25 protein-coding genes, 1 rRNA gene and 2 other annotated features are annotated in these 24,420 nt (G+C 45.0%); all 26 genes read left to right on the top strand.

Annotated features, from left to right (window positions below):
* The first annotated feature begins 11 nt into the window (after positions 1-11).
* The 26 genes from rrf (at position 12) to rpoB (ending at position 24,396) form a co-directional block, all read left to right on the top strand.
* Positions 12-127 (top strand): 5S ribosomal RNA (gene rrf, locus OWN49_RS18595).
* Between the two features lie 227 nt (positions 128-354).
* On the top strand, positions 355-819 hold the full coding sequence (ctsR, locus tag OWN49_RS18590; RefSeq protein ID WP_003156396.1) for a transcriptional regulator CtsR: 465 nt from the start codon (positions 355-357) through the stop codon (positions 817-819).
* Positions 820-832: 13 nt separating this feature from the next.
* Complete coding sequence (locus OWN49_RS18585; protein WP_003156397.1) at positions 833-1,390, top strand: UvrB/UvrC motif-containing protein; 558 nt, start codon at positions 833-835, stop codon at positions 1,388-1,390.
* The gene (locus OWN49_RS18580; RefSeq protein WP_003156398.1) at positions 1,390-2,481 is read left to right on the top strand and encodes a protein arginine kinase; all 1,092 of its coding nucleotides are present in this window, start codon (positions 1,390-1,392) and stop codon (positions 2,479-2,481) included. The genes OWN49_RS18585 and OWN49_RS18580 overlap by 1 nt, the downstream gene beginning before the upstream one ends.
* Positions 2,478-4,910 carry an ATP-dependent protease ATP-binding subunit ClpC gene (gene clpC, locus OWN49_RS18575; protein ID WP_007410388.1) on the top strand — a complete coding sequence of 811 codons (2,433 nt, stop codon included), beginning with the start codon at positions 2,478-2,480 and terminating at the stop codon, positions 4,908-4,910. The genes OWN49_RS18580 and clpC overlap by 4 nt, the downstream gene beginning before the upstream one ends.
* Positions 4,911-5,003: 93 nt before the next feature.
* The gene (radA, locus tag OWN49_RS18570) at positions 5,004-6,383 is read left to right on the top strand and encodes a DNA repair protein RadA (RefSeq protein ID WP_014416742.1); all 1,380 of its coding nucleotides are present in this window, start codon (positions 5,004-5,006) and stop codon (positions 6,381-6,383) included.
* Between the two features lie 3 nt (positions 6,384-6,386).
* On the top strand, positions 6,387-7,469 hold the full coding sequence (gene disA / locus OWN49_RS18565; protein ID WP_003156401.1) for a DNA integrity scanning diadenylate cyclase DisA: 1,083 nt from the start codon (positions 6,387-6,389) through the stop codon (positions 7,467-7,469).
* A gap of 113 nt (positions 7,470-7,582) precedes the next feature.
* Positions 7,583-8,683, top strand: a complete 1,101-nt coding sequence (locus OWN49_RS18560) for a PIN/TRAM domain-containing protein (RefSeq protein WP_003156403.1) — start codon at positions 7,583-7,585, stop codon at positions 8,681-8,683.
* 12 nt (positions 8,684-8,695) lie between these two features.
* On the top strand, positions 8,696-9,394 hold the full coding sequence (gene ispD, locus OWN49_RS18555) for a 2-C-methyl-D-erythritol 4-phosphate cytidylyltransferase (protein ID WP_071392202.1): 699 nt from the start codon (positions 8,696-8,698) through the stop codon (positions 9,392-9,394).
* Positions 9,387-9,863 carry a 2-C-methyl-D-erythritol 2,4-cyclodiphosphate synthase gene (gene ispF, locus OWN49_RS18550; RefSeq protein ID WP_003156407.1) on the top strand — a complete coding sequence of 159 codons (477 nt, stop codon included), beginning with the start codon at positions 9,387-9,389 and terminating at the stop codon, positions 9,861-9,863. Before ispD ends, ispF begins: the two co-directional genes overlap by 8 nt.
* Before the next feature lie 91 nt (positions 9,864-9,954).
* Positions 9,955-11,406 (top strand): glutamate--tRNA ligase, encoded by a 1,452-nt coding sequence (gene gltX, locus OWN49_RS18545; RefSeq protein WP_015388783.1) that lies wholly within the window; start codon positions 9,955-9,957, stop codon positions 11,404-11,406.
* Between the two features lie 2 nt (positions 11,407-11,408).
* Positions 11,409-11,642: a binding site (T-box leader), on the top strand.
* A gap of 74 nt (positions 11,643-11,716) precedes the next feature.
* Positions 11,717-12,370 carry a serine O-acetyltransferase gene (gene cysE, locus OWN49_RS18540; protein WP_003156410.1) on the top strand — a complete coding sequence of 218 codons (654 nt, stop codon included), beginning with the start codon at positions 11,717-11,719 and terminating at the stop codon, positions 12,368-12,370.
* Positions 12,367-13,767, top strand: a complete 1,401-nt coding sequence (gene cysS / locus OWN49_RS18535) for a cysteine--tRNA ligase (protein WP_077721696.1) — start codon at positions 12,367-12,369, stop codon at positions 13,765-13,767. Before cysE ends, cysS begins: the two co-directional genes overlap by 4 nt.
* Positions 13,768-13,771: 4 nt before the next feature.
* On the top strand, positions 13,772-14,203 hold the full coding sequence (locus OWN49_RS18530; protein WP_003156412.1) for a Mini-ribonuclease 3: 432 nt from the start codon (positions 13,772-13,774) through the stop codon (positions 14,201-14,203).
* Entirely contained in the window at positions 14,187-14,936 is a 750-nt protein-coding gene (rlmB, locus tag OWN49_RS18525) for a 23S rRNA (guanosine(2251)-2'-O)-methyltransferase RlmB (protein ID WP_003156413.1), read from the top strand. The genes OWN49_RS18530 and rlmB overlap by 17 nt, the downstream gene beginning before the upstream one ends.
* 6 nt (positions 14,937-14,942) lie before the next feature.
* Positions 14,943-15,455: a ribosome-dependent mRNA decay endonuclease Rae1/YacP gene (gene rae1, locus OWN49_RS18520; RefSeq protein ID WP_003156414.1), complete on the top strand. Its 513-nt coding sequence runs from the start codon at positions 14,943-14,945 to the stop codon at positions 15,453-15,455.
* A 62-nt stretch (positions 15,456-15,517) separates the two neighbouring features.
* Entirely contained in the window at positions 15,518-16,174 is a 657-nt protein-coding gene (gene sigH / locus OWN49_RS18515) for an RNA polymerase sporulation sigma factor SigH (protein WP_003156415.1), read from the top strand.
* Between the two features lie 85 nt (positions 16,175-16,259).
* Positions 16,260-16,409, top strand: a complete 150-nt coding sequence (rpmG, locus tag OWN49_RS18510) for a 50S ribosomal protein L33 (protein ID WP_003156421.1) — start codon at positions 16,260-16,262, stop codon at positions 16,407-16,409.
* A 32-nt stretch (positions 16,410-16,441) separates the two neighbouring features.
* The gene (gene secE, locus OWN49_RS18505) at positions 16,442-16,621 is read left to right on the top strand and encodes a preprotein translocase subunit SecE (RefSeq protein WP_003156422.1); all 180 of its coding nucleotides are present in this window, start codon (positions 16,442-16,444) and stop codon (positions 16,619-16,621) included.
* Positions 16,622-16,785: 164 nt separating this feature from the next.
* Positions 16,786-17,319 carry a transcription termination/antitermination protein NusG gene (gene nusG, locus OWN49_RS18500; protein WP_003156423.1) on the top strand — a complete coding sequence of 178 codons (534 nt, stop codon included), beginning with the start codon at positions 16,786-16,788 and terminating at the stop codon, positions 17,317-17,319.
* A 167-nt stretch (positions 17,320-17,486) separates the two neighbouring features.
* A complete protein-coding gene (gene rplK, locus OWN49_RS18495) occupies positions 17,487-17,912 on the top strand; it encodes a 50S ribosomal protein L11 (protein WP_003156430.1) in 426 nt (141 codons plus the stop codon).
* A gap of 94 nt (positions 17,913-18,006) precedes the next feature.
* Positions 18,007-18,705, top strand: coding sequence for a 50S ribosomal protein L1 (rplA, locus tag OWN49_RS18490; protein WP_003156431.1), 699 nt, complete (start codon positions 18,007-18,009; stop codon positions 18,703-18,705).
* A 48-nt stretch (positions 18,706-18,753) separates the two neighbouring features.
* Positions 18,754-18,896: a sequence feature (ribosomal protein L10 leader region), on the top strand.
* A gap of 63 nt (positions 18,897-18,959) precedes the next feature.
* Entirely contained in the window at positions 18,960-19,460 is a 501-nt protein-coding gene (gene rplJ, locus OWN49_RS18485) for a 50S ribosomal protein L10 (protein WP_003156433.1), read from the top strand.
* A gap of 41 nt (positions 19,461-19,501) precedes the next feature.
* Entirely contained in the window at positions 19,502-19,873 is a 372-nt protein-coding gene (gene rplL, locus OWN49_RS18480) for a 50S ribosomal protein L7/L12 (RefSeq protein ID WP_003156436.1), read from the top strand.
* 91 nt (positions 19,874-19,964) lie between these two features.
* A complete protein-coding gene (locus OWN49_RS18475) occupies positions 19,965-20,570 on the top strand; it encodes a class I SAM-dependent methyltransferase (RefSeq protein ID WP_015388780.1) in 606 nt (201 codons plus the stop codon).
* A 244-nt stretch (positions 20,571-20,814) separates the two neighbouring features.
* Positions 20,815-24,396, top strand: coding sequence for a DNA-directed RNA polymerase subunit beta (gene rpoB, locus OWN49_RS18470; protein ID WP_003156440.1), 3,582 nt, complete (start codon positions 20,815-20,817; stop codon positions 24,394-24,396).
* Positions 24,397-24,420: the final 24 nt, after the last annotated feature.

The following is a 24,420-nucleotide window of genomic DNA, read 5'->3' as shown; positions in this document are numbered from 1 at the left end:
ACTCTCAATGGTTTGGTGGCGATAGCGAAGAGGTCACACCCGTTCCCATGCCGAACACGGAAGTTAAGCTCTTCAGCGCCGATGGTAGTCGGGGGTTTCCCCCTGTGAGAGTAGGACGCCGCCAAGCTATCATTTCGGTAAAGGCAGCTCATCATGAGCTGCCTTTTTTGTGTTTTTCTGCATACGTTATATAATATGAGAAACGTAACGATATGCCTTTTTGCAAAAGCAGGTTTTATGCTTGTGCAAAGTGGAAATAATAGAGATAGAGCGATACAGTTGAAAAATTTTGCGAAACACCTTATAGTAAGATTAAAGTCAAATATAGTCAAAGTCAATAAAGGAGGGGGTTGAGTGGGACATAATATTTCTGACATCATTGAACAGTACTTGAAACAAGTATTAGATCAAAATGGCAAAGAAATTTTAGAGATCAAACGCAGTGAAATCGCTGATAAATTTCAATGTGTTCCTTCCCAAATAAATTATGTCATCAACACCAGATTTACAAGTGAAAGAGGATATATTGTTGAAAGTAAACGGGGAGGCGGCGGTTATATTCGTATTATCAAAATTAAAATGAATAACGAAGTCGTCCTCATCAATAATATTATTTCGCAGATCCATACCCACTTGTCCCAGGCAGCCTCTGATGACATTATTCTCAGACTGTTAGAGGACGGAGTTATTTCGGAAAGAGAAGCTAAAATGATGGTGAGTGTAATGGATCGTTCAGTTCTATATATTGATTTGCCCGAACGGGATGAACTAAGAGCCAGAATGATGAAAGCAATGCTCACATCTTTAAAACTAAAGTAAGCGGGTGAAAAGATTGATTTGTCAAGAATGCAATGAGAGACCGGCCACTTTTCACTTTACGAAAGTTGTTAATGGAGAAAAGCAAGAAGTTCATATTTGTGAACAATGTGCAAAAGAAAATAGCGATTCATACAGTATAAGTGGAAACCAAGGGTTCTCGATTCATAATTTATTATCAGGGCTGCTGAATATGGAGTCCTCATTTCAAAACACCGGTTCTCAAATGTTCGGCTACTCAGAGCAAGGCACAGCTTGTAAGAAATGCGGTATGACGTTTCAGCAGCTGAGAAAAACAGGGCGTTTCGGCTGTGCGGAATGTTACGATACGTTCTACAGCCAAATTACGCCGATCTTGCGAAAAGTTCACAGCGGGAATACGGTGCATGCCGGGAAAATTCCAAAACGAATAGGCGGAAACCTGCATGTAAGACGGCAAATGGAAATGTTAAAAAAAGAACTTGAATCTTTAATACACCACGAGGAGTTTGAAAGAGCAGCGGAGGTCAGGGATCAGATCCGATCGTTAGAGCAAGAATTAAAAAGTACAGACAGTGAGGGGGAACAAGGGTAATGTCGCTCAAGCATTTTATTCAGGACGCACTAAGCAATTGGATGAAGCAAAAGGGACCTGAAAGTGACATTGTACTCAGCAGCCGTATACGGTTGGCCCGAAACTTTGAAAATATAAAGTTTCCCGCCCGGTATACGAATGAAGAAGCCTCATCCATCATTCAGCAATTCGAAGATCATTTTTCAGGTAAGGAACTGCCTGATATCGGTCAATTTCATTTAATCAGAATGAGTGAAGCTCAGCCTTTGGAAAAACGGGTGCTGATGGAGAAACATCTGATCAGCCCGAATTTAACGGAATCTCCTTTTGGCGGCTGTCTGCTTTCTGAAAATGAAGAAGTCAGCATTATGTTAAATGAAGAAGATCATATCAGAATTCAATGCCTCTTCCCCGGCTTCCAGCTTCTCAACGCCATAAAAGCGGCAAACCAGGTTGATGACTGGATTGAGGAGAAAGTGGATTACGCCTTTGGAGAGAAGAGAGGGTACTTAACAAGCTGTCCTACAAATGTAGGGACGGGACTAAGGGCTTCAGTCATGATGCATTTGCCGGGTCTTGTATTAACTAGGCAAATGAATCGAATTATACCGGCAATTAACCAATTAGGCTTAGTTGTTAGAGGAATTTACGGTGAAGGCAGCGAAGCATTAGGAAATATCTTTCAAATTTCAAATCAAATCACACTCGGAAAATCAGAACAGGACATTGTAGATGATTTAAACAGTGTGGCTGCCCAGCTGATTGAGCAGGAACGTTCAGCCCGAGAAGCGCTTTACCAAACTTCGAAAATTGAATTGGAGGACCGGGTATTCAGATCTTACGGCGTTTTATCCAACTGCCGTATGATTGAATCAAAGGAAACGGCGAAATGCCTTTCTGACGTTCGGCTGGGGATAGACCTGGGGATCATTAAAGGGCTATCAAGCAATATACTTAATGAACTGATGATTTTGACACAGCCGGGTTTTCTCCAGCAATATTCGGGCGGTGCATTACGGCCGAACGAAAGAGACGCGAGAAGAGCGGCGCTTATCAGGGAAAGGCTGCATTTAGAAATGAGTGCAAATAGACAGGAGGATGATTCGATATGATGTTTGGAAGGTTTACAGAGCGAGCTCAAAAGGTATTGGCACTGGCACAGGAGGAAGCACTGCGCTTAGGCCATAACAATATTGGAACTGAACATATCTTATTAGGTCTGGTTCGTGAAGGAGAAGGGATTGCGGCTAAAGCACTCCAAGCACTCGGACTCGGTTCGGATAAAATTCAGAAAGAAGTGGAGAGCTTAATCGGACGGGGACAGGAAATGTCTCAAACGATTCATTATACGCCAAGAGCAAAAAAAGTCATTGAGCTCAGCATGGATGAAGCCAGAAAGCTAGGACATTCTTATGTGGGAACAGAACACATACTTCTCGGATTGATTCGTGAAGGAGAAGGCGTGGCGGCGAGGGTTCTGAATAATCTAGGTGTCAGCTTGAATAAAGCGAGACAGCAAGTGCTGCAGCTTCTGGGAAGCAATGAGACGGGATCTTCTGCATCCGGTACCAACAGCAATGCAAACACGCCGACGCTTGACAGTCTGGCGCGTGATTTAACTGCGATTGCGAAGGAAGACAGTCTTGATCCGGTTATCGGGCGAAGCAAAGAAATTCAGCGTGTTATTGAGGTATTAAGCCGCAGAACGAAAAATAATCCCGTTCTTATCGGAGAACCGGGTGTAGGTAAAACTGCGATTGCTGAAGGCCTTGCACAGCAGATCATCAATAATGAAGTGCCGGAAATATTACGTGATAAACGCGTAATGACATTAGACATGGGTACGGTTGTAGCCGGTACGAAATACCGCGGAGAATTTGAAGACCGCTTGAAAAAAGTAATGGATGAAATACGTCAGGCCGGCAATATTATTTTATTCATTGACGAACTGCATACACTGATCGGAGCAGGGGGAGCAGAAGGTGCGATTGACGCATCGAATATCTTAAAACCTTCACTGGCCCGCGGAGAGCTTCAATGCATCGGTGCCACAACGCTTGATGAATACCGTAAATATATCGAAAAAGACGCGGCTCTCGAGCGCCGTTTCCAGCCGATTCAGGTGGATCAGCCGTCAGCCGATGAAAGCATTCAAATTTTAAAAGGGCTCCGTGACCGGTATGAAGCCCATCACCGCGTATCCATTACCGATGAAGCGATCGAAGCGGCGGTTAAATTGTCCGACCGTTATATTTCTGACCGCTTCCTTCCGGATAAAGCGATCGATTTAATTGATGAAGCCGGTTCAAAAGTGCGTCTCCGTTCTTTCACAACGCCTCCGAACTTAAAAGAGCTTGAGCAGAAACTCGATGAAGTTCGCAAGGAAAAAGACGCTGCCGTTCAGAGCCAGGAGTTTGAAAAAGCGGCTTCTCTTCGTGATACGGAGCAGCGCCTGAGAGAACAGGTGGAAGACACGAAAAAAACGTGGAAAGAAAAACAAGGCCAGGAGAATTCCGAAGTTTCTGTAGAGGATATCGCGATGGTTGTATCCAGCTGGACCGGGGTGCCCGTATCTAAAATTGCCCAAACGGAAACAGATAAGCTTCTCAATATGGAAAGCATTCTGCATTCCCGCGTCATCGGCCAGGATGAAGCCGTTGTAGCCGTTGCAAAAGCTGTCAGACGTGCAAGAGCCGGACTGAAGGACCCGAAACGTCCGATTGGTTCATTCATCTTCTTAGGCCCTACAGGCGTTGGGAAGACAGAGCTGGCAAGAGCGCTGGCGGAATCCATTTTCGGTGATGAGGAAGCGATGATCAGAGTGGATATGTCCGAATACATGGAGAAACACTCGACTTCACGCCTTGTCGGTTCTCCTCCCGGATATGTCGGCTATGATGAAGGCGGCCAGCTGACAGAAAAAGTGAGAAGAAAACCTTACTCTGTCGTATTGCTTGATGAAATTGAAAAAGCGCACCCTGATGTGTTTAACATTCTCCTGCAAGTGCTTGAAGACGGACGCTTGACTGATTCAAAAGGACGCACTGTGGATTTCCGCAACACGATCCTGATTATGACGTCAAACGTCGGGGCGAGCGAGCTGAAGCGCAACAAATATGTGGGCTTCAATGTCCAGGATGAATCACAAAACCATAAAGATATGAAAGACAAAGTCATGGGAGAGCTGAAGCGTGCCTTCAGACCTGAGTTTATCAACCGGATTGACGAAATTATCGTCTTCCACTCCCTTGAGAAAAAACATCTTACAGACATCGTGTCGCTTATGTCTGATCAGTTAACAAAACGTCTGAAAGAACAAGATCTTTCTATCGAGCTGACGGATGCTGCAAAAGCAAAAGTAGCAGAAGAGGGCGTCGATTTGGAATACGGCGCACGTCCGTTAAGAAGAGCGATTCAAAAGCATGTGGAGGACCGGTTATCAGAAGAACTCCTCAGAGGCAATATTGATAAAGGCCAGCACATTGTTCTTGATGTTGAGGACGGCGAATTTGTCGTAAAAACAACTGCTAAAACGAACTAATATAGTGACAAACATGAGGCATACGTAAGCGAGTGTATGCCTCACTTTGTTATATAGAGAAATATTTGATAAGGAAGAGGTCTTACAACATATATGGCTAAATCAAAAACAAAATTCATCTGCCACTCATGCGGTTATGAATCCGCAAAATGGATGGGAAAGTGCCCGGGCTGCGGGGCTTGGAATACAATGGTGGAAGAAACCATAAAAAAAGCGCCGGCGAATCGGCGGGCGGCTTTCTCCCACTCCGTTCAAACCGTCCAGAAACCATCACCCATTACATCAATTGAAACATCAGAAGAACCCCGCGTTCACACAAAGCTCGAAGAATTCAACAGAGTGCTTGGCGGCGGCGTTGTGAAAGGCTCGTTAGTATTGATCGGCGGCGATCCCGGGATCGGAAAATCAACGCTCCTTCTCCAAGTATCCGCACAATTAGCAGATACGGCCGGCAGCGTGCTTTACATTTCAGGGGAGGAATCCGTGAAGCAAACGAAGCTGCGCGCCGACAGACTTGGAATCAACAGCCAAATGTTACATGTTTTATCTGAAACCGATATGGAGTATATTTCGTCTGCTATACAAGAGATGAAACCCGCATTTGTTGTCGTAGACTCCATTCAGACCGTTTACCAAAGTGATATCACCTCGGCTCCCGGCAGTGTATCACAAGTAAGAGAGTGTACGGCCGAATTGATGAAAATCGCGAAAACAAACGGCATACCTATTTTTATCGTCGGACACGTCACAAAAGAAGGATCGATCGCAGGGCCGAGATTGCTTGAGCACATGGTCGATACCGTTCTATACTTTGAAGGAGAGCGGCACCATACATTCCGTATTTTGCGGGCTGTAAAAAACCGGTTCGGCTCAACAAATGAAATGGGCATCTTTGAAATGCGGGAAGAGGGGCTTACGGAAGTGCTCAACCCTTCTGAAATTTTCTTGGAAGAGCGTTCTGCCGGGGCATCGGGTTCGAGTATCGTTGCATCAATGGAAGGAACGAGACCGATTCTGGTTGAAATCCAGGCGCTCATATCACCGACCAGTTTTGGAAACCCGCGCCGCATGGCTACAGGCATTGACCACAACAGGGTATCGTTAATTATGGCTGTGCTTGAGAAGCGGGTGGGTCTTTTGCTTCAAAATCAAGATGCATATTTAAAAGTCGCCGGCGGGGTCAAACTGGATGAACCGGCGATTGATTTGGCAGTAGCCGTCAGCATTGCCTCAAGCTTCAGAGATACACCGCCGAATCCCGCAGATTGCTTTATCGGTGAAGTGGGACTGACAGGAGAAGTCCGCAGGGTGTCAAGAATCGAACAGCGCGTAAAAGAAGCGGCGAAACTCGGCTTCAAGCGCATGATCATACCTGAGGCGAATGCAGACGGGTGGACAATACCAAAAGGGATTGAGGTTGTCGGAGTAGCAAATGTTGCTGAAGCGCTTCGTACTTCATTAGGAGGATCATAATAGATGGAAAAAGAGAAAAAAGGGGCGAAACAAGAGCTTGACCTGTCTGCAATTCTGCAGTTCGTTGCACCGGGCACCCCGCTCAGAGCCGGGATAGAGAATGTACTTCGGGCAAATACAGGCGGCCTGATTGTTGTCGGATACAATGATAAGGTAAAGCAAGTCGTGGATGGCGGTTTTCATATTAATACATCATTTGCGCCCGCTCACTTATACGAGCTGGCCAAAATGGACGGTGCCATTATTTTAAGTGATTCCGGCCAGAAAATTCTTTATGCGAATACGCAGCTTATGCCGGAGGCGACCATTTCTTCTTCAGAAACGGGAATGAGGCACCGTACGGCGGAACGGGTGGCGAAGCAGACCGGCTGTCTCGTCATCGCCATTTCTGAGCGCAGAAATGTCATTACGTTATATCAGGACAGCATGAAGTACACACTAAAGGACATAGGTTTTATTTTAACAAAGGCAAATCAGGCCATTCAAACGCTAGAGAAGTATAAAACCATTTTAGACAAAACGATTACGGCTTTAAACGCATTAGAGTTTGAGGAGCTTGTGACATTCAGTGACGTGCTGTCTGTCATGCATCGGTATGAAATGGTGCTTCGAATAAAAAATGAAATCAATATGTATATTAAAGAACTCGGAACGGAAGGACACTTAATCCGTCTGCAGGTGATTGAACTGATTACGGACATGGAAGAAGAGGCGGCACTTTTCATCAAAGACTATGTCAAAGAAAAAATCAAAGATCCGTTCGTGCTGTTAAAAGAGCTTCAGGATATGTCCAGCTATGATCTGCTTGATGATTCCATTCTGTTTAAACTGCTTGGATATCCGGCTTCTACGAATCTTGATGATTATGTGCTCCCGAGAGGATACAGGCTGCTGAACAAAATTCCGCGTCTGCCGATGCCGATTGTTGAAAATGTGGTTGAGGCGTTCGGATTTTTGCCAAGCATAACGGAAGCCACTGTAGAAGAGCTTGATGATGTCGAGGGTATCGGCGAAGTGCGCGCCCAAAAAATCAAAAAAGGCTTAAAACGCCTTCAGGAAAAACACTATATAGATAGACAGCTTTAAGTATCGCTTAAACCTGTCGGAATCCGGGTATATTATTGTTAGTTTTTGTTTATTCTGAATTTGTAGGCTCTGACAGTCTGCTGAAAAAATGCTACTTAAAAGGAGGTGGAGGTATGTTAAAACGAATAGTTCAGGCGTTCTTCATTATTGTGGGCGGCGTTGTCGGTATCTTTTTAATACCTGAATTGTTTGTGCTGTCAAATATACAGGACATACCTTTAATAACAAACGCATATACGTCTGCTGCAATTGGTGCTATTATCTTTTTTCTCATCAGTATATGGACGACAGAATATGTGATTAATTGGGTAAAATGGATTGAAGATTCTTTGCTGAGAGCTCCGGTGCCGGATCTGTTATTCGGGAGTCTCGGATTGGTTTTTGGACTTATCATCGCATATCTCATTGTAAACGTGATTCCGCTGGACAATATTCCGTACCGTATATTCAGCACCATCATTCCGGTCTTTCTGGCTTTCTTTCTCGGTTATCTGGGCTTCCAAGTCGGATTTAAGAAAAAGGATGAACTGATCAGTCTTTTCTCCATTTCTGCAAGAATGCAGAAGAAAAAGGGAAGTGCTGATGAGGAGCAGGAAGAACAGGATAAAAGGCTGAAAATCTTGGATACAAGTGTTATTATTGATGGGAGAATTGCAGATATTTGTCAGACGGGCTTTTTAGAAGGCGTCATTGTCATTCCTCAATTTGTGCTGGAGGAATTACAGCATATCGCTGATTCTTCAGATGTTTTAAAACGTAACAGAGGACGCCGCGGACTGGATATCTTGAATCGCATTCAAAAGGAACTGGATATTACGGTTGAAATTTATGAAGGCGACTTCGAAGACATTCAGGAGGTTGACAGCAAGCTTGTCAAACTTGCGAAGCTGACTTCCGGCGTCGTTGTGACGAATGATTTTAATTTAAATAAAGTATGCGAGCTTCAAAAGGTTGCAGTACTGAATATTAATGACCTTGCAAACGCGGTGAAGCCGGTTGTGCTTCCGGGCGAAGAGATGAATGTGCAGGTGATTAAGGACGGGAAAGAGCATAATCAAGGTGTGGCTTACTTGGATGACGGCACGATGATTGTTGTGGAAGAAGGCCGCAATTATATAGGGAAACATATTGATGTGCTCGTAACCAGCGTACTGCAGACAGCGGCGGGACGAATGATTTTTGCCAAGCCCAAGCTGCTTGAGAAAGCTCTTTAAGAGGGAGTTCATATGGAGTATGTTGTCGTTATTCCGGCTGCCGGACAAGGAAAAAGGATGAAGGCCGGGAAAAATAAGCTGTTCATCAGCTTAAAAGGTGCGCCTGTTATTATACACACACTGCGGGTTTTTGAAAGCCACGCACCCTGTCAGAAAATAATCCTGGTGATAAACGAGAGTGAACGGGAAGATTTTCGCCAGCTGCTGGCCCAATGTCCGATTCAGACGGAAATTGAGCTTGTTACCGGAGGTGCGGAGCGTCAGCACAGTGTATACGAAGGACTGAAAGTGATTGATAAGGAATCGGTCGTCCTTGTTCATGACGGAGCGCGCCCGTTTGTCACACATCAGCATATCGATAAGCTCGTTGAAACAGCAGAGAAGGCAGGAGCGGCTGTCCTGGCTGTTCCTGTGAAAGACACGATAAAACGGGCGGAAGGCTCCCGGGTTGCGGAGACCTTTGACCGTTCAAGCTTGTGGGCCGTTCAAACGCCGCAAGCTTTTCGTCTTTCTTTATTGAAGACGGCGCATATGGAAGCGGAAAACAAAGGCTTCTTAGGTACGGATGACGCCAGCCTCGTCGAGCGTCTTGATGGATATCAGGTGAGTATCGTTGAAGGCAGCTATACCAATATTAAGCTGACAACGCCGGATGACCTGATATTTGCGGAAGCAATCATGAAAGCGGAAAGTGGGAATCATAATGTTTAGAATCGGACAAGGATTTGATGTGCATCAATTAACGGAAGGCCGTCCGCTCATCATCGGCGGAATTGAAATTCCTTATGAAAAGGGGCTGCTCGGACATTCAGATGCTGATGTATTGCTGCATACAGTCGCAGACGCGTGTCTCGGAGCGGCAGGTGAAGGAGATATCGGCAAACATTTCCCGGATACTGATCCGGAATTCAAGGATGCGGATTCTTTTAAGCTGCTTCAGCATGTCTGGAACATTGTAAAAGAAAAAGGGTACGTACTCGGAAATATAGACTGCACGATTATTGCGCAAAAGCCGAAAATGGCGCCGCATATTGATGCTATGAGAAAACGGATAGCTGAAGGCCTTGAGGCGGACGTCTCTCAAGTAAACGTAAAAGCGACGACGACCGAAAAGCTCGGGTTTACCGGAAGAGCCGAAGGAATTGCCGCTCAGGCAACCGTTCTGATCCAAAAAGCCTGATCATTGTTTTGATGCCGGGTCTATTTGGTGGTAGAATAGATACATATATTCGGCTAGAGGCTACAGACGAGATGAAAGGAAGTATTTGAACATGGGAAATGAAGTACGCGTTCGTTATGCACCGAGTCCGACCGGACATTTGCATATCGGTAACGCCAGAACGGCGCTTTTTAACTATTTATTTGCCCGCAGCCAAGGCGGAAAGTTTATTATCCGGATTGAGGATACGGACAAAAAGCGAAATATTGAAGGCGGAGAGCAAAGCCAGCTCAACTATTTGAAATGGCTCGGCATGGACTGGGATGAAAGTGTGGATGTCGGCGGAGAATACGGCCCGTACCGCCAGTCTGAGCGTAACGACATTTACAAAGAGTACTATGAAGAGCTTCTTGAAAAAGGGCTTGCTTATAAATGTTTCTGTACGGAAGAAGAACTTGAGAAAGAACGTGAAGAGCAAATCGCCCGCGGGGAAATGCCGCGCTATTCCGGCAAACACAGAAACCTGACTCAGGAAGAGCAGGAGCAGTTTTTAGCCGAAGGCAGACAGCCGAGCATCCGTTTCCGCGTGCCGGAAGGGAAAATCATCGCATTTAACGATATCGTAAAAGGCGAGATTTCTTTTGAATCAGACGGCATCGGCGACTTTGTCATCGTCAAAAAAGACGGAACACCGACGTATAACTTTGCTGTCGCGATTGACGATTACTTAATGAAAATGACGCACGTGCTCCGCGGTGAGGATCACATTTCAAATACACCGAAACAGATCATGATTTTCCAGGCATTCGGCTGGGATATTCCTGTCTTCGGACATATGACGCTTATCGTAAACGAAAGCCGCAAAAAATTAAGTAAACGTGATGAATCAATTATCCAGTTTATTGAGCAGTATGATGAGCTGGGTTACCTGCCTGAAGCGCTGTTTAACTTTATCGGACTTCTCGGCTGGTCTCCCGTCGGTGAAGAAGAGCTTTTCACAAGAGAACAATTCATTGAAATTTTTGATGTAAATCGTTTGTCTAAGTCACCGGCTCTGTTTGATATGCATAAACTGAAATGGGTCAACAACCAATACGTTAAAGCGCTGGATCTTGATCAAGTGGTTGAGCTGACCCTGCCGCACCTGCAAAAAGCAGGAAAAGTCGGCACTGAGCTTTCTGCCGAAGAACAGGAATGGGTTCGTAAATTAATCTCTCTTTACCATGAGCAATTGAGCTACGGCGCTGAAATTGTCGAGCTGACTGATTTGTTCTTTAAAGATGAGATCGAGTATAATCAAGAGGCAAAAGCCGTTCTGGAAGAAGAACAGGTGCCTGAAGTGCTCAGCGTATTTGCTGCGAAGCTTGAAGAGCTTGAAGAATTTACGCCTGAGCTGATCAAAGCCTCAATCAAAGCTGTTCAGAAAGAAACAGGCCATAAAGGCAAAAAGCTGTTCATGCCGATTCGTGTAGCGGTTACCGGTCAGACACACGGTCCGGAGCTTCCGCAGGCCATTGAGCTGATCGGCAGAGAAACAGCCGTCAGACGCCTGAAAAGCATTTAAATATACGATTGTTGACAGGGAAGAGTATAAAACAATGACCATTACAGAAAGAATCTTCGTCGGCTGAGAGAGATTCATGCGTCATGTTTTAGAAGTGCGCCCTTAAGACCTTTGAAGAACATTTCTGCGGAAATCAGTATTTAAAGGCGGCCGCCGCCGTTACCGGCTTTTAAGTTGGGAAAACAGTGACTTGTTTTTCAAACAGAGTGGAACCGCGCGGTAAAAGCGTCTCTGTCATGTTTACATGCAGAGGCGCTTTTTTTATAGGCGGAAAAACAGACTGGAGCGGGGAGAGAATGGGGGGAAGCATGTGTTTTTTAAAATGCTAAAAGAAGACATAGATACAGTGTTCGATCAAGATCCGGCAGCAAGAAGCTATTTCGAAGTTGTTTTAACTTATTCTGGTTTACATGCTATATGGGCGCATCGGATTGCACATGCTTTATATAAACGGAGATTTTTCTTCCTGGCGCGCCTGATATCACAGATTGCCCGTTTCTTTACCGGAATTGAAATCCATCCCGGCGCGACCATCGGGAGAAGGTTTTTCATTGATCACGGTATGGGGGTCGTCATAGGGGAAACATGTGAAATCGGCAATAACGTGACGGTATTCCAAGGTGTCACTCTTGGTGGGACGGGAAAAGAAAAGGGAAAGCGGCATCCGACCATAAAAGATGATGCTTTAATTGCAACCGGAGCGAAGGTGCTCGGCTCTATTACGGTCGGGCAGGGCTCTAAAGTAGGGGCCGGCTCCGTTGTGCTTCGTGATGTTCCCGACTTTTCGACCGTTGTCGGCATACCGGGGAAAGTCGTCATTCAGAACGGAAGAAAAATCAAACGCGATCTCAATCACCAAGACTTGCCCGATCCGGTTGCTGACCGGTTTAGAGCATTGGAGCAGCAGATTTTTGAACTGCAGGCTGAACTGGAAGATAAAAAAGAAAGGATCAACCAAAAATGACCATTACACTTTATAATACATTGACACGGAAAAAAGAAACATTCGTTCCTCTTGAGGAAGGCAAAGTAAAAATGTACGTGTGCGGACCGACTGTATACAACTATATTCATATCGGAAACGCCCGTCCGGCGATTGTGTATGATACCGTACGCAACTATTTGGAGTATAAAGGATACGATGTTCAATACGTATCGAATTTCACCGATGTTGACGACAAACTGATTAAGGCGGCCAACGAGCTCGGCGAGGACGTCCCGACCGTTTCTGAACGGTTCATTAAAGCGTATTTTGAAGACGTGGGCGCCCTCGGATGCCGGAAAGCGGATCTTCACCCCCGGGTCATGGAAAACATGGACGCCATTATTGAATTTGTCAGCGAGCTGATTAAAAAAGGTTACGCTTATGAATCAGAAGGCGACGTCTATTTCAAAACAAGGGCCTTCGAAGGCTACGGCAAGCTATCTCAGCAATCCATTGATGAACTCAGATCAGGCGCGCGTATCCGTGTCGGCGAGAAGAAAGAGGATGCGCTGGACTTTGCGCTTTGGAAAGCTGCTAAGGACGGAGAAATTTCATGGGATAGCCCTTGGGGAAAAGGCCGCCCGGGCTGGCATATTGAATGCTCCGCAATGGTGAAAAAGTATTTGGGTGACGAAATCGATATTCACGCCGGCGGTCAGGACCTGACATTCCCGCACCATGAAAACGAAATCGCGCAATCTGAAGCATTAACAGGCAAGACATTCGCAAAATACTGGCTTCATAACGGATATATCAATATCGATAATGAGAAAATGTCAAAATCGCTCGGCAACTTTGTTTTGGTGCACGATATCATTAAGCAATATGACCCGCAGCTTTTGAGATTTTTCATGCTGTCCGTTCATTACCGCCACCCGATCAACTATTCGGAAGAGCTGCTTGAGAAAACAAAAAACGCGTTTAACCGCCTGAAGACGGCATACAGTAATTTAAACCATCGTTTGATTAGCAGCACGAATCTGACTGACAATGATATTGAATGGCTCGCTAAAATCGAAGAGCACCGCGCTGCATTTGAAGAAGCGATGGATGATGATTTTAATACGGCGAATGCGATTTCCGTTTGGTTTGATTTGGCGAAGCTTGCCAACTACTACATGCAGGAGGACAATACGGCGGATCACGTCATTAAAGCCTTTATCAGCATGTTTGACAGAATCGGATCCGTTCTCGGACTTACACTCGGCGAAGAAGAGCTTGTCGATGAAGAGATTGAAGAATTGATCGAGAAGAGAAATGAAGCCCGCCGCAATCGCGATTTTGCTTTGTCAGACCAAATTCGCGATCAGCTGAAAAGCATGAATATCATTCTTGAAGATACGGCCCAGGGAACTCGCTGGAAGCGGGGAGAATAAGCGGATGCTTCAATTTGAACAAATCAAAGATTCAAAGCAGTTAAACGGTCTTGCGCTCGCTTATATGGGTGATGCCATTTTTGAAATATACGTCCGGCATCACCTGCTTAAGCAGGGCTTTACGAAACCGAATGACCTTCATAAGAAGGCGAGCCGGATTGTATCGGCAAAATCACAGGCAGACATATTGTTCCGCCTTCAGGACGAATCCTTTTTCACGGAGGAAGAGGAAGCCGTGCTGAGAAGAGGCAGAAACGCGAAATCAGGGACGACGCCTAAAAACACAGATGTACAGACGTACCGCCATAGTACAGCTTTTGAGGCTTTACTCGGATACCTTTTTCTTGAGAAAAGAGAAGAAAGACTGAATCAGCTGATTGCTGAGGCTATACAAGTCGGGACGTCAGGGAGGAAAACAAATGAGTCAGCAACATGATTACGTCATAGGAAAAAACGCTGTGATTGAGACGTTAAAGTCAGATCGCAAGCTGTATAAGTTATGGATGGCGGAAAACACAGTAAAAGGACAGGCGCAGCAAGTTATGGAGCTTGCTAAAAAGCGCGGCGTCACCATTCAATTTGTACCGAGGAAAAAACTTGATCAGATGGTGGAGGGGCAGCATCAGGGTGTTGTCGCCCAGGTGGCGGCATATGAATATGCACAATTAGACGAATTATATAAAAGAGCGGAAGAGAGAAACGAACAGCCTTTCTTTCTCATATTGGACGAGCTGGAAGACCCTCATAATCTCGGTTCCATCATGAGAACGGCTGACGCTGTCGGTGCACACGGCATTGTGATTCCGAAACGCAGAGCGGTCGGACTGACGTCGACGGTCGCAAAAGCTTCGACCGGTGCGATTGAACACATTCCCGTCGTGAAGGTGACCAACCTTGCCCGGACACTTGATGAAATGAAGGAGCGGGGGATTTGGGTCGTCGGAACGGATGCATCCGCCCGGGAAGACTACCGCTCTATGGACGGCAAGATGCCTTTGGCGCTCGTTATCGGAAGCGAAGGCAGAGGAATGGGCCGGCTTGTGAAAGAGAAATGTGATTTTCTCATTAAACTTCCGATGGCCGGAAAAGTCACGTCTCTGAATGCGTCGGTAGCGGCCGGCCTTCTCATGTATGAAGTCTACCGGAAGCGCAATCCTTTAGGGGAATGAAGACAGATGGACATCCTGTTAGTAGACGGATACAACATGATTGGAGCTTGGCCGCAGCTAAAGGATTTAAAAGCGAACAGTTTTGAAGAAGCGAGAGATGTACTGATCCAGAAGATGGCGGAATATCAGTCCTACACGGGAATCAGAGTCATTGTGGTGTTTGACGCACATCTGGTAAAAGGCATAGAGAAAAAACAAACGAATCACAGAGTCGAAGTGATTTTTACACGGGAGAATGAGACGGCGGATGAGCGGATCGAGAAGCTTGCCCAGGCGCTGAATAATATTGCGACACAGATTCATGTCGCAACCTCCGATTATACGGAGCAGTGGGCGATTTTCGGACAAGGGGCTCTCCGCAAATCCGCCCGGGAGCTTCTGAGGGAAGTGGATACGATAGAACGGCGGATTCAAAGGCGGGTTTCAAAGATCACTTCTGAAAAACCACCGGGGAAAATCGAGCTGTCCGAAGAGGTTTTGAAAACGTTTGAAAAGTGGCGCCGAGGCGGTCTGGATTAGGTTGACGCTTTTTCGCCCATTAATGTATAATATTTCTATCTACGTGCGCCGGGGGGATCGCAGTGAATCTACAGAACAGCAAGGGAAAGTTCAACAAAGTGCAATTTTGCCAGTTGGAGGACGAGCAGGTCATTGAAAAGGTTCATGTTGGGGATAGTGATGCGTTAGATTACTTGATTACGAAGTACCGTAATTTTGTACGGGCGAAAGCAAGGTCTTATTTTTTAATAGGGGCCGACAGAGAAGATATTGTACAGGAAGGGATGATAGGCTTATATAAGTCTATCCGAGACTTTAGAGAGGACAAGCTTACTTCATTTAAAGCTTTTGCAGAATTATGCATTACCCGCCAGATTATTACCGCAATAAAGACAGCTACCCGTCAGAAACACATTCCTTTAAATTCCTATGTTTCTTTAGACAAACCTATTTTTGATGAAGAATCCGACAGAACACTGCTTGATGTCATTTCAGGCGCTAAAACGTTAAATCCTGAAGAGATGATTATTAATCAGGAAGAATTTGATGATATCGAAATGAAAATGGGAGAACTGCTGAGCGATCTGGAGAGAAAGGTGCTTGTTCTGTACTTGGACGGAAGAAGTTACCAGGAAATTTCAGATGACTTAAACCGACACGTAAAATCAATCGATAATGCCCTGCAGCGCGTGAAGCGCAAGCTTGAAAAGTATTTGGAAATAAGAGAAATCAGTCTGTAGCAGGTTTCTGTGTCATATTGACAGAATTTTTCTGACTGTGCTATTTTATTAAGATAAATGATTGTTTAGGAAAAGGTGTAACGATATGAGAAAAAAGATTACGCTGGCATGCAAAACATGCGGAAATCGTAATTATACGACAATGAAAAGCTCTGCATCAGCGGCTGAGCGGTTAGAAGTTAAGAAGTACTGCAGCACTTGCAATTCACATACAGCTCATTTAGAAACAAAATAGTGTTCGCTTTTTAAATTGTGGAGGTCTTTTACATGCGCATGATGAGTTTCTTTAAAGATGTTGGGAAAGAAATGAAAAAGGTTAGCTGGCCTAAAGGCAAAGAGTTAACGCGCTATACGATCACGGTGATTTCAACGGTTATCTTTTTTGTTATCTTTTTTGCCCTCCTTGATACAGGAATTTCTCAATTAATTCGTTTAATAGTTGAATAATGATCAGCAATACGTGCTATAATAGATCATAATATCGTTTGCCAAAACCCGTTCAGCGGGTTTTTTATTGTGTTGAAAAAAGGATTCATAGGCTCTGAGCCTATTTTTTGTTTTACACTTCATTTTTAAATGCGGGGAGGGAAGGACTGCAGAGTCCTGATAGAATGGAAAAGAATTGGTATGTTGTTCATACGTATTCCGGTTATGAAAACAAAGTAAAAGCGAACCTTGAAAAACGTGTGGAATCAATGGGAATGCAGGATAAAATTTTCCGCGTTGTCGTCCCTGAAGAGGAAGAGACTGATATTAAGAACGGCAAGAAAAAAGTAGTCAAAAAGAAAGTGTTCCCGGGTTATGTGCTTGTTGAAATCGTCATGACTGATGATTCCTGGTATGTGGTCCGCAACACGCCGGGCGTTACCGGATTCGTCGGATCAGCCGGTTCAGGCTCAAAGCCGACTCCGCTTCTTCCTGGCGAAGCGGAAACCATCTTAAAACGCATGGGCATGGATGAGCGGAAAACCGACATTGATTTTGAATTGAATGAGACAGTCAAAGTCATAGACGGACCTTTCGCCAACTTTACAGGATCAATTGAAGAGATTGATTATGATAAGAGCAAAGTGAAAGTATTCGTTAACATGTTCGGCCGTGAAACGCCGGTTGAGCTGGAATTTACCCAGATCGACAAATTGTAATGTGAAAAAACTTGAAATTGCTATATATTAATGATAATATAGCAAAGGTACGTCTTGGACTAATCCAAGGCAGCTAGCTTGATATTTCGTCATTCATATAAAGAATGAAACCTTGAGTGGGAGGGTTTACCCTATTACCACATCACGGACTTAAGGAGGTGTGTCTCGTGGCTAAAAAAGTAGTAAAAGTTGTAAAATTGCAAATTCCTGCTGGAAAAGCTAACCCAGCGCCGCCAGTTGGACCTGCACTAGGTCAAGCCGGTGTAAATATCATGGGATTCTGTAAGGAGTTTAACGCTCGTACAGCTGACCAAGCTGGTTTAATCATTCCTGTTGAAATTTCGGTTTACGAAGACCGTTCATTTACATTTATTACAAAAACTCCGCCTGCTGCAGTATTGCTTAAAAAAGCAGCTGGAATTGAGTCTGGTTCTGGTGAACCAAACCGTAATAAAGTGGCAACCGTTAAGCGCGATAAGGTTCGCGAAATCGCTGAAACGAAAATGCCTGACTTAAACGCAGCAGACGTTGAAGCGGCAATGCGCATGGTTGAAGGTACTGCCCGCAGTATGGGTATCGTTATCGAGGATTAATTTGTTTCTTGTCGGGTTGCGAGTTTTCACAAGTTCGCAACCCTTATTCGTGGGAGGTTATTCCGCTATAACCACATAAGGAGGAAATTTTAAAATGGCTAAAAAAGGTAAAAAGTACGTTGAAGCTGCGAAGCTTGTAGACCGTGCGAAAGCTTACGACGTCGCTGAAGCAGTGGCGCTTACTAAAAAAACAAACACAGCTAAATTCGACGCTACAGTTGAAGTTGCTTTTCGTTTAGGGGTTGACCCTCGTAAAAACGATCAGCAAATCCGCGGTGCAGTTGTACTTCCTAACGGAACTGGTAAAACTCAGCGCGTGCTTGTATTCGCTAAAGGCGAAAAAGCAAAAGAAGCTGAAGCTGCCGGTGCAGACTACGTCGGCGATTCTGATTACATCGCGAAAATCCAGCAAGGCTGGTTCGAATTCGATGTAATCGTTGCGACTCCTGACATGATGGGTGAAGTCGGTAAAATCGGCCGTGTGCTTGGACCAAAAGGTCTTATGCCAAACCCTAAAACAGGAACTGTTACATTCGAAGTAGAAAAAGCAATCGGCGAAATCAAAGCTGGTAAAGTAGAATACCGCGTTGACAAAGCTGGTAACATCCATGTTCCGATCGGAAAAGTTTCTTTCGAGGATGAAAAACTTGTTGAGAACTTCACAACAATGTATGATACAATCCTGAAAGCAAAACCGGCTGCGGCTAAAGGTGTTTACGTGAAAAACGTTGCCGTTACTTCTACTATGGGCCCTGGTGTCAAAGTAGACGCTTCTACTTTCAACGTAAAATAATATTTGACTTTAGATCAGCATTCTGATATGATTCAAAATGTTGTAAAATATAATATGTCATTTATACCGTAGACAGCAGGGGCCGTTGAGGCTTAATATCCTGCCGAGGTGTATATATATCACAGCTATTACGTTACGTATGCTTGTATATACAGCCTCCATGTCCACATGGAGGCTTTTTATATGAAATCGTCGTCACAGTCGTGATCACCTAGCGGTATAAGTGTTACACAAAATCTACAGGAGGTGTAACCATGAGCAGCGCAATTGATACAAAAAAAGTTGTTGTTGAAGAGATTGCTTCTAAACTGAAAGAAAGCAAATCAACGATCATCGTTGACTACCGCGGACTTAACGTTTCTGAAGTAACTGAACTCCGTAAACAGCTTCGCGAAGCTAACGTAGAGTTCAAAGTGTACAAAAACACAATGACTCGCCGTGCGGTTGAACAAGCTGAACTTGATGGTTTGAATGATGTCTTAACTGGACCGAATGCGATCGCATTCAGTACTGAAGATGTTGTCGCTCCGGCAAAAGTTCTTAACGAGTTCGCGAAAAATCACGAAGCTCTGGAAATCAAAGCGGGCGTTATCGAAGGAAAAGTATCTTCTGTTGAAGAAGTGAAAGCTCTTGCTGAACTTCCTTCACGCGATGGCTTACTTTCTATGTTGCTTAGCGTACTTCAAGCTCCAGTTCGCAACCTTGCACTTGCAGCTAAAGCAGTTGCAGACCAAAAGGAAGAACAAGGCGCTTAATCTGATTTTACCCTAAAATAAAACAAATGGAGGAATTTCAAATGGCTTTAAATATCGAAGAAATCATTGCTTCCGTTAAAGAAGCAACTGTACTTGAATTGAACGACCTAGTAAAAGCAATCGAAGAAGAATTTGGCGTAACTGCTGCTGCTCCTGTAGCTGTAGCTGGCGGAGCTGCTGCTGGCGGCGCTGCTGAAGAGCAAAGCGAATTCGACCTTATCCTTGCTGGTGCAGGTTCTCAGAAAATCAAAGTTATCAAAGTTGTTCGTGAAATCACTGGTCTTGGCTTGAAAGAAGCTAAAGAACTTGTTGACAACACTCCAAAACCACTTAAAGAAGGTATTGCGAAAGAAGAAGCTGAAGAGCTTAAAGCTAAACTTGAAGAAGTTGGCGCTTCTGTAGAAGTTAAGTAATCTTCACTTGCCTGTAGGGGAAGCTCGCTTTTATGAGGCGGGCTTTTTCTTTGCTTTTCTTTAAGTGCAATTAAAAAAGGAGGTTCTAATAATGAGTGAACACTATTATTCAGAAAAACCTTCAGTTAAAAGTGATAAACAGACATGGTCATTTACACTGCGGAACAGATCTTATACATTCACAAGTGACAGCGGCGTTTTCTCGAAAAAGGAAGTTGATTTCGGTTCGCGTGTCTTAATTGAAGCGTTTGAAGAGCCGGAGATCGATGGTGACTTCCTGGATGCAGGCTGCGGTTACGGCCCGATCGGTCTGTCGCTCGCCGGTGCATTTACAGACCGGACCGTGCACATGATTGACGTGAATGAAAGAGCCGTAGAGCTGTCAAATGAAAATGCAGAAAAAAACGGAATAAAAAACGTTCGGATTTATCAGAGTGATTTATTTTCAAATATTGATTCTGCTCAAACATTTGCTTCTATTATTACAAACCCCCCAATCCGCGCCGGAAAAAAAGTTGTCCATGCCATTTTTGAAAAAAGCGCTGAGCATTTAAGGGCTTCAGGTGAATTGTGGATCGTTATACAGAAAAAACAGGGCGGGCCTTCTGCCATTGAAAAACTGAAGGAGCTTTTTGACGAAGTTTCTGTGGTTCAAAAAAAGAAAGGCTATTATATCATAAAAGCAAAAAAAGTTTGACTTGAATTTTCAGCTATGTTAATATTGTAAAATGCCAATGTATATATTTTGCATGATATGCTCAAATAATCATAGTGCATGTATAAATTATACAAACATGGAAATGCTAATAAAATCGGTATTTGTTTTTGGATGTGGTTTTCTTAATTAGAAACCCTTTTTTCTTTTGTCTTGTAAAAGTATTTCTTTATCGTAAGAGATGCTTATTACACATATAATACGCATGATTTGAGGGGTGAATCAGTTGACAGGTCAACTAGTTCAGTATGGACGACACCGCCAGCGCAGAAGCTATGCTCGCATTAGCGAAGTGTTAGAATTACCAAATCTCATTGAAATTCAAACCTCTTCTTATCAGTGGTTTCTTGATGAGGGTCTTAGAGAGATGTTTCAAGACATATCACCAATTGAGGATTTCACTGGTAACCTCTCTCTAGAGTTCATTGACTACAGTTTAGGAGATCCTAAGTATCCCGTTGAAGAGTCAAAAGAACGTGATGTGACTTACTCAGCTCCGCTAAGAGTGAAGGTTCGTTTAATTAACAAAGAAACTGGAGAGGTAAAAGACCAGGATGTCTTCATGGGTGATTTCCCTATTATGACAGATACCGGTACTTTTATCATCAACGGTGCAGAACGTGTTATCGTATCTCAGCTTGTTCGGTCTCCAAGTGTATATTTCAGTGGTAAAGTAGACAAAAACGGTAAAAAAGGTTTTACCGCGACTGTCATTCCAAACCGTGGCGCATGGTTAGAATACGAAACTGATGCGAAAGATGTTGTGTATGTCCGCATTGATCGCACACGTAAGTTGCCGGTTACGGTTCTTTTGCGTGCTCTCGGCTTCGGTTCCGACCAAGAGATTCTCGATCTCATTGGTGAGAACGAATATCTCCGCAATACACTGGATAAGGACAACACCGAAAACAGTGACAAAGCGCTTCTTGAAATCTATGAGCGCCTTCGTCCCGGAGAGCCGCCTACAGTAGAAAACGCAAAAAGCTTGCTGGATTCCCGTTTCTTCGATCCGAAGCGATACGACCTTGCGAATGTAGGACGCTATAAAATTAATAAAAAGCTTCATATCAAGAACCGCCTGTTTAACCAGCGCCTTGCAGAAACACTGGTGGATCCGGAAACCGGTGAAATTCTCGCTGAAAAAGGGCAGATTCTTGACAGAAGAACACTTGATAAAGTACTGCCATACTTAGAAAATGGAATCGGCTTCAGAAAGCTTTATCCTAACGGCGGCGTTGTCGAGGATGAAGTGATGCTTCAATCCATTAAAATCTATGCTCCTACTGATGCAGAAGGAGAGCAGACGATCAATGTGATCGGCAATGCTTACATCGAAGAGGCGATTAAAAACATTACGCCTGCTGATATTATTTCTTCTATCAGCTACTTCTTCAACCTCCTGCACGGAGTGGGCGACACTGATGATATCGACCATCTCGGAAACCGCCGTCTGCGTTCTGTAGGTGAGCTCCTGCAAAACCAATTCCGTATCGGTTTAAGCCGGATGGAACGTGTCGTACGTGAAAGAATGTCTATTCAAGACACGAATACAATTACGCCGCAGCAGCTGATTAACATCAGACCTGTTATTGCGTCTATTAAAGAGTTCTTCGGAAGCTCACAGCTTTCTCAATTCATGGATCAGACGAACCCGCTTGCTGAATTGACGCACAAACGCCGTCTGTCAGCTCTCGGACCGGGCGGTTTGACACGTGAGCGCGCAGGTATGGAAGTACGTGACGTTCACTACTCTCACTACGGCCGTATGTGTCCGATTGAAACGCCTGAGGGCCCTAACATCGGTTTGATCAACTCATTGTCATCATTTGCGAAAGTAAACCGCTTTGGTTTCATTGAGACGCCATACCGCCGCGTTGATCCTGAAACAGGAAAAGTAACGCCTAGAATCGACTACCTGACTGCTGATGAAGAGGATAACTATGTCGTAGCCCAAGCGAATGCTAAGCTGAGCGATGACGGTTCTTTCTTGGATGACAGCATCGTAGCGCGTTTCAGAGGGGAAAACACCGTTGTAGCCCGCAACCGCGTGGATTACATGGACGTATCTCCTAAACAGGTTGTATCTGCTGCGACAGCATGTATTCCGTTCTTGGAAAACGATGACTCGAACCGCGCCCTCATGGGAGCGAACATGCAGCGTCAGGCTGTGCCTTTGATGCAGCCGGAAGCTCCGATCGTCGGAACGGGTATGGAATACGTATCCGGTAAAGACTCCGGTGCAGCCGTTATTTGTAAACACCCTGGTATCGTAGAACGGGTGGAAGCGAAAAACGTATGGGTGCGCCGCTATGAAGAAATTGACGGTCAAAAAGTAAAAGGCAACCTGGATAAGTACAGCTTGCTGAAATTCGTCCGCTCCAACCAAGGTACGTGCTACAACCAGCGTCCGATCGTCAGTGTCGGCGATGAAGTAGTAAAAGGAGAAATCCTTGCTGACGGACCTTCAATGGAGCTTGGTGAACTTGCTCTCGGCCGCAACGTAATGGTCGGCTTCATGACATGGGACGGTTACAACTATGAGGATGCCATCATCATGAGTGAACGCCTTGTGAAAGATGATGTATACACATCTATTCACATTGAAGAATATGAATCAGAAGCACGTGATACAAAGCTTGGACCGGAAGAGATCACCCGCGATATTCCAAACGTAGGGGAAGACGCGCTTCGCAACCTTGATGACCGCGGAATTATCCGTATCGGTGCGGAAGTCAACGACGGAGACCTTCTCGTAGGTAAAGTAACGCCTAAAGGTGTAACTGAGCTTACGGCTGAAGAACGCCTTCTTCATGCGATCTTTGGAGAAAAAGCGCGTGAGGTCCGTGATACTTCTCTCCGTGTGCCTCACGGCGGCGGCGGAATTATCCACGACGTAAAAGTCTTCAACCGTGAAGACGGCGACGAACTTCCTCCGGGAGTGAACCAGCTTGTACGCGTATATATCGTTCAGAAACGTAAGATTTCTGAAGGTGATAAAATGGCCGGACGTCACGGAAACAAAGGGGTTATCTCGAAGATTCTTCCTGAAGAAGATATGCCTTACCTTCCTGACGGCACGCCGATCGATATCATGCTTAACCCGCTGGGTGTACCATCACGTATGAATATCGGTCAGGTATTAGAACTTCACATGGGTATGGCTGCCCGCTACCTCGGCATTCACATCGCGTCACCTGTATTTGACGGCGCGCGTGAAGAAGATGTGTGGGAAACACTTGAAGAAGCAGGCATGTCAAGAGACGCTAAAACAGTTCTTTATGACGGCCGTACGGGAGAACCGTTCGACAACCGTGTATCAGTCGGAATCATGTACATGATCAAACTGGCGCACATGGTTGATGATAAACTTCATGCCCGTTCTACAGGTCCTTACTCACTTGTTACGCAGCAGCCTCTCGGCGGTAAAGCCCAATTCGGCGGACAGCGTTTCGGTGAGATGGAGGTTTGGGCGCTTGAAGCTTACGGCGCAGCTTACACGCTTCAAGAAATCCTGACTGTGAAGTCCGATGACGTGGTCGGACGTGTGAAAACATATGAAGCCATCGTCAAAGGCGACAATGTTCCAGAGCCTGGTGTTCCGGAATCATTCAAAGTATTGATCAAAGAGCTTCAAAGCTTAGGTATGGACGTAAAAATCCTCTCAGGCGATGAAGAAGAAATAGAAATGAGAGATCTAGAAGACGAGGAAGATGCGAAACAGGCTGACGGCCTTGCATTATCAGGTGATGAAGCGCCGGAAGAAACAGCATCTCCAGACGTTGAACGTGACGCAGTAACGAAAGAATAGTCTCTGATTGATAAAGGCAAGTGA

Source organism: Bacillus sp. NEAU-242-2 (assembly GCF_027853835.1).
GTDB lineage: Bacteria > Bacillota > Bacilli > Bacillales > Bacillaceae > Bacillus > Bacillus velezensis.
This window is presented reverse-complemented; position numbering and strand designations above follow the sequence as displayed.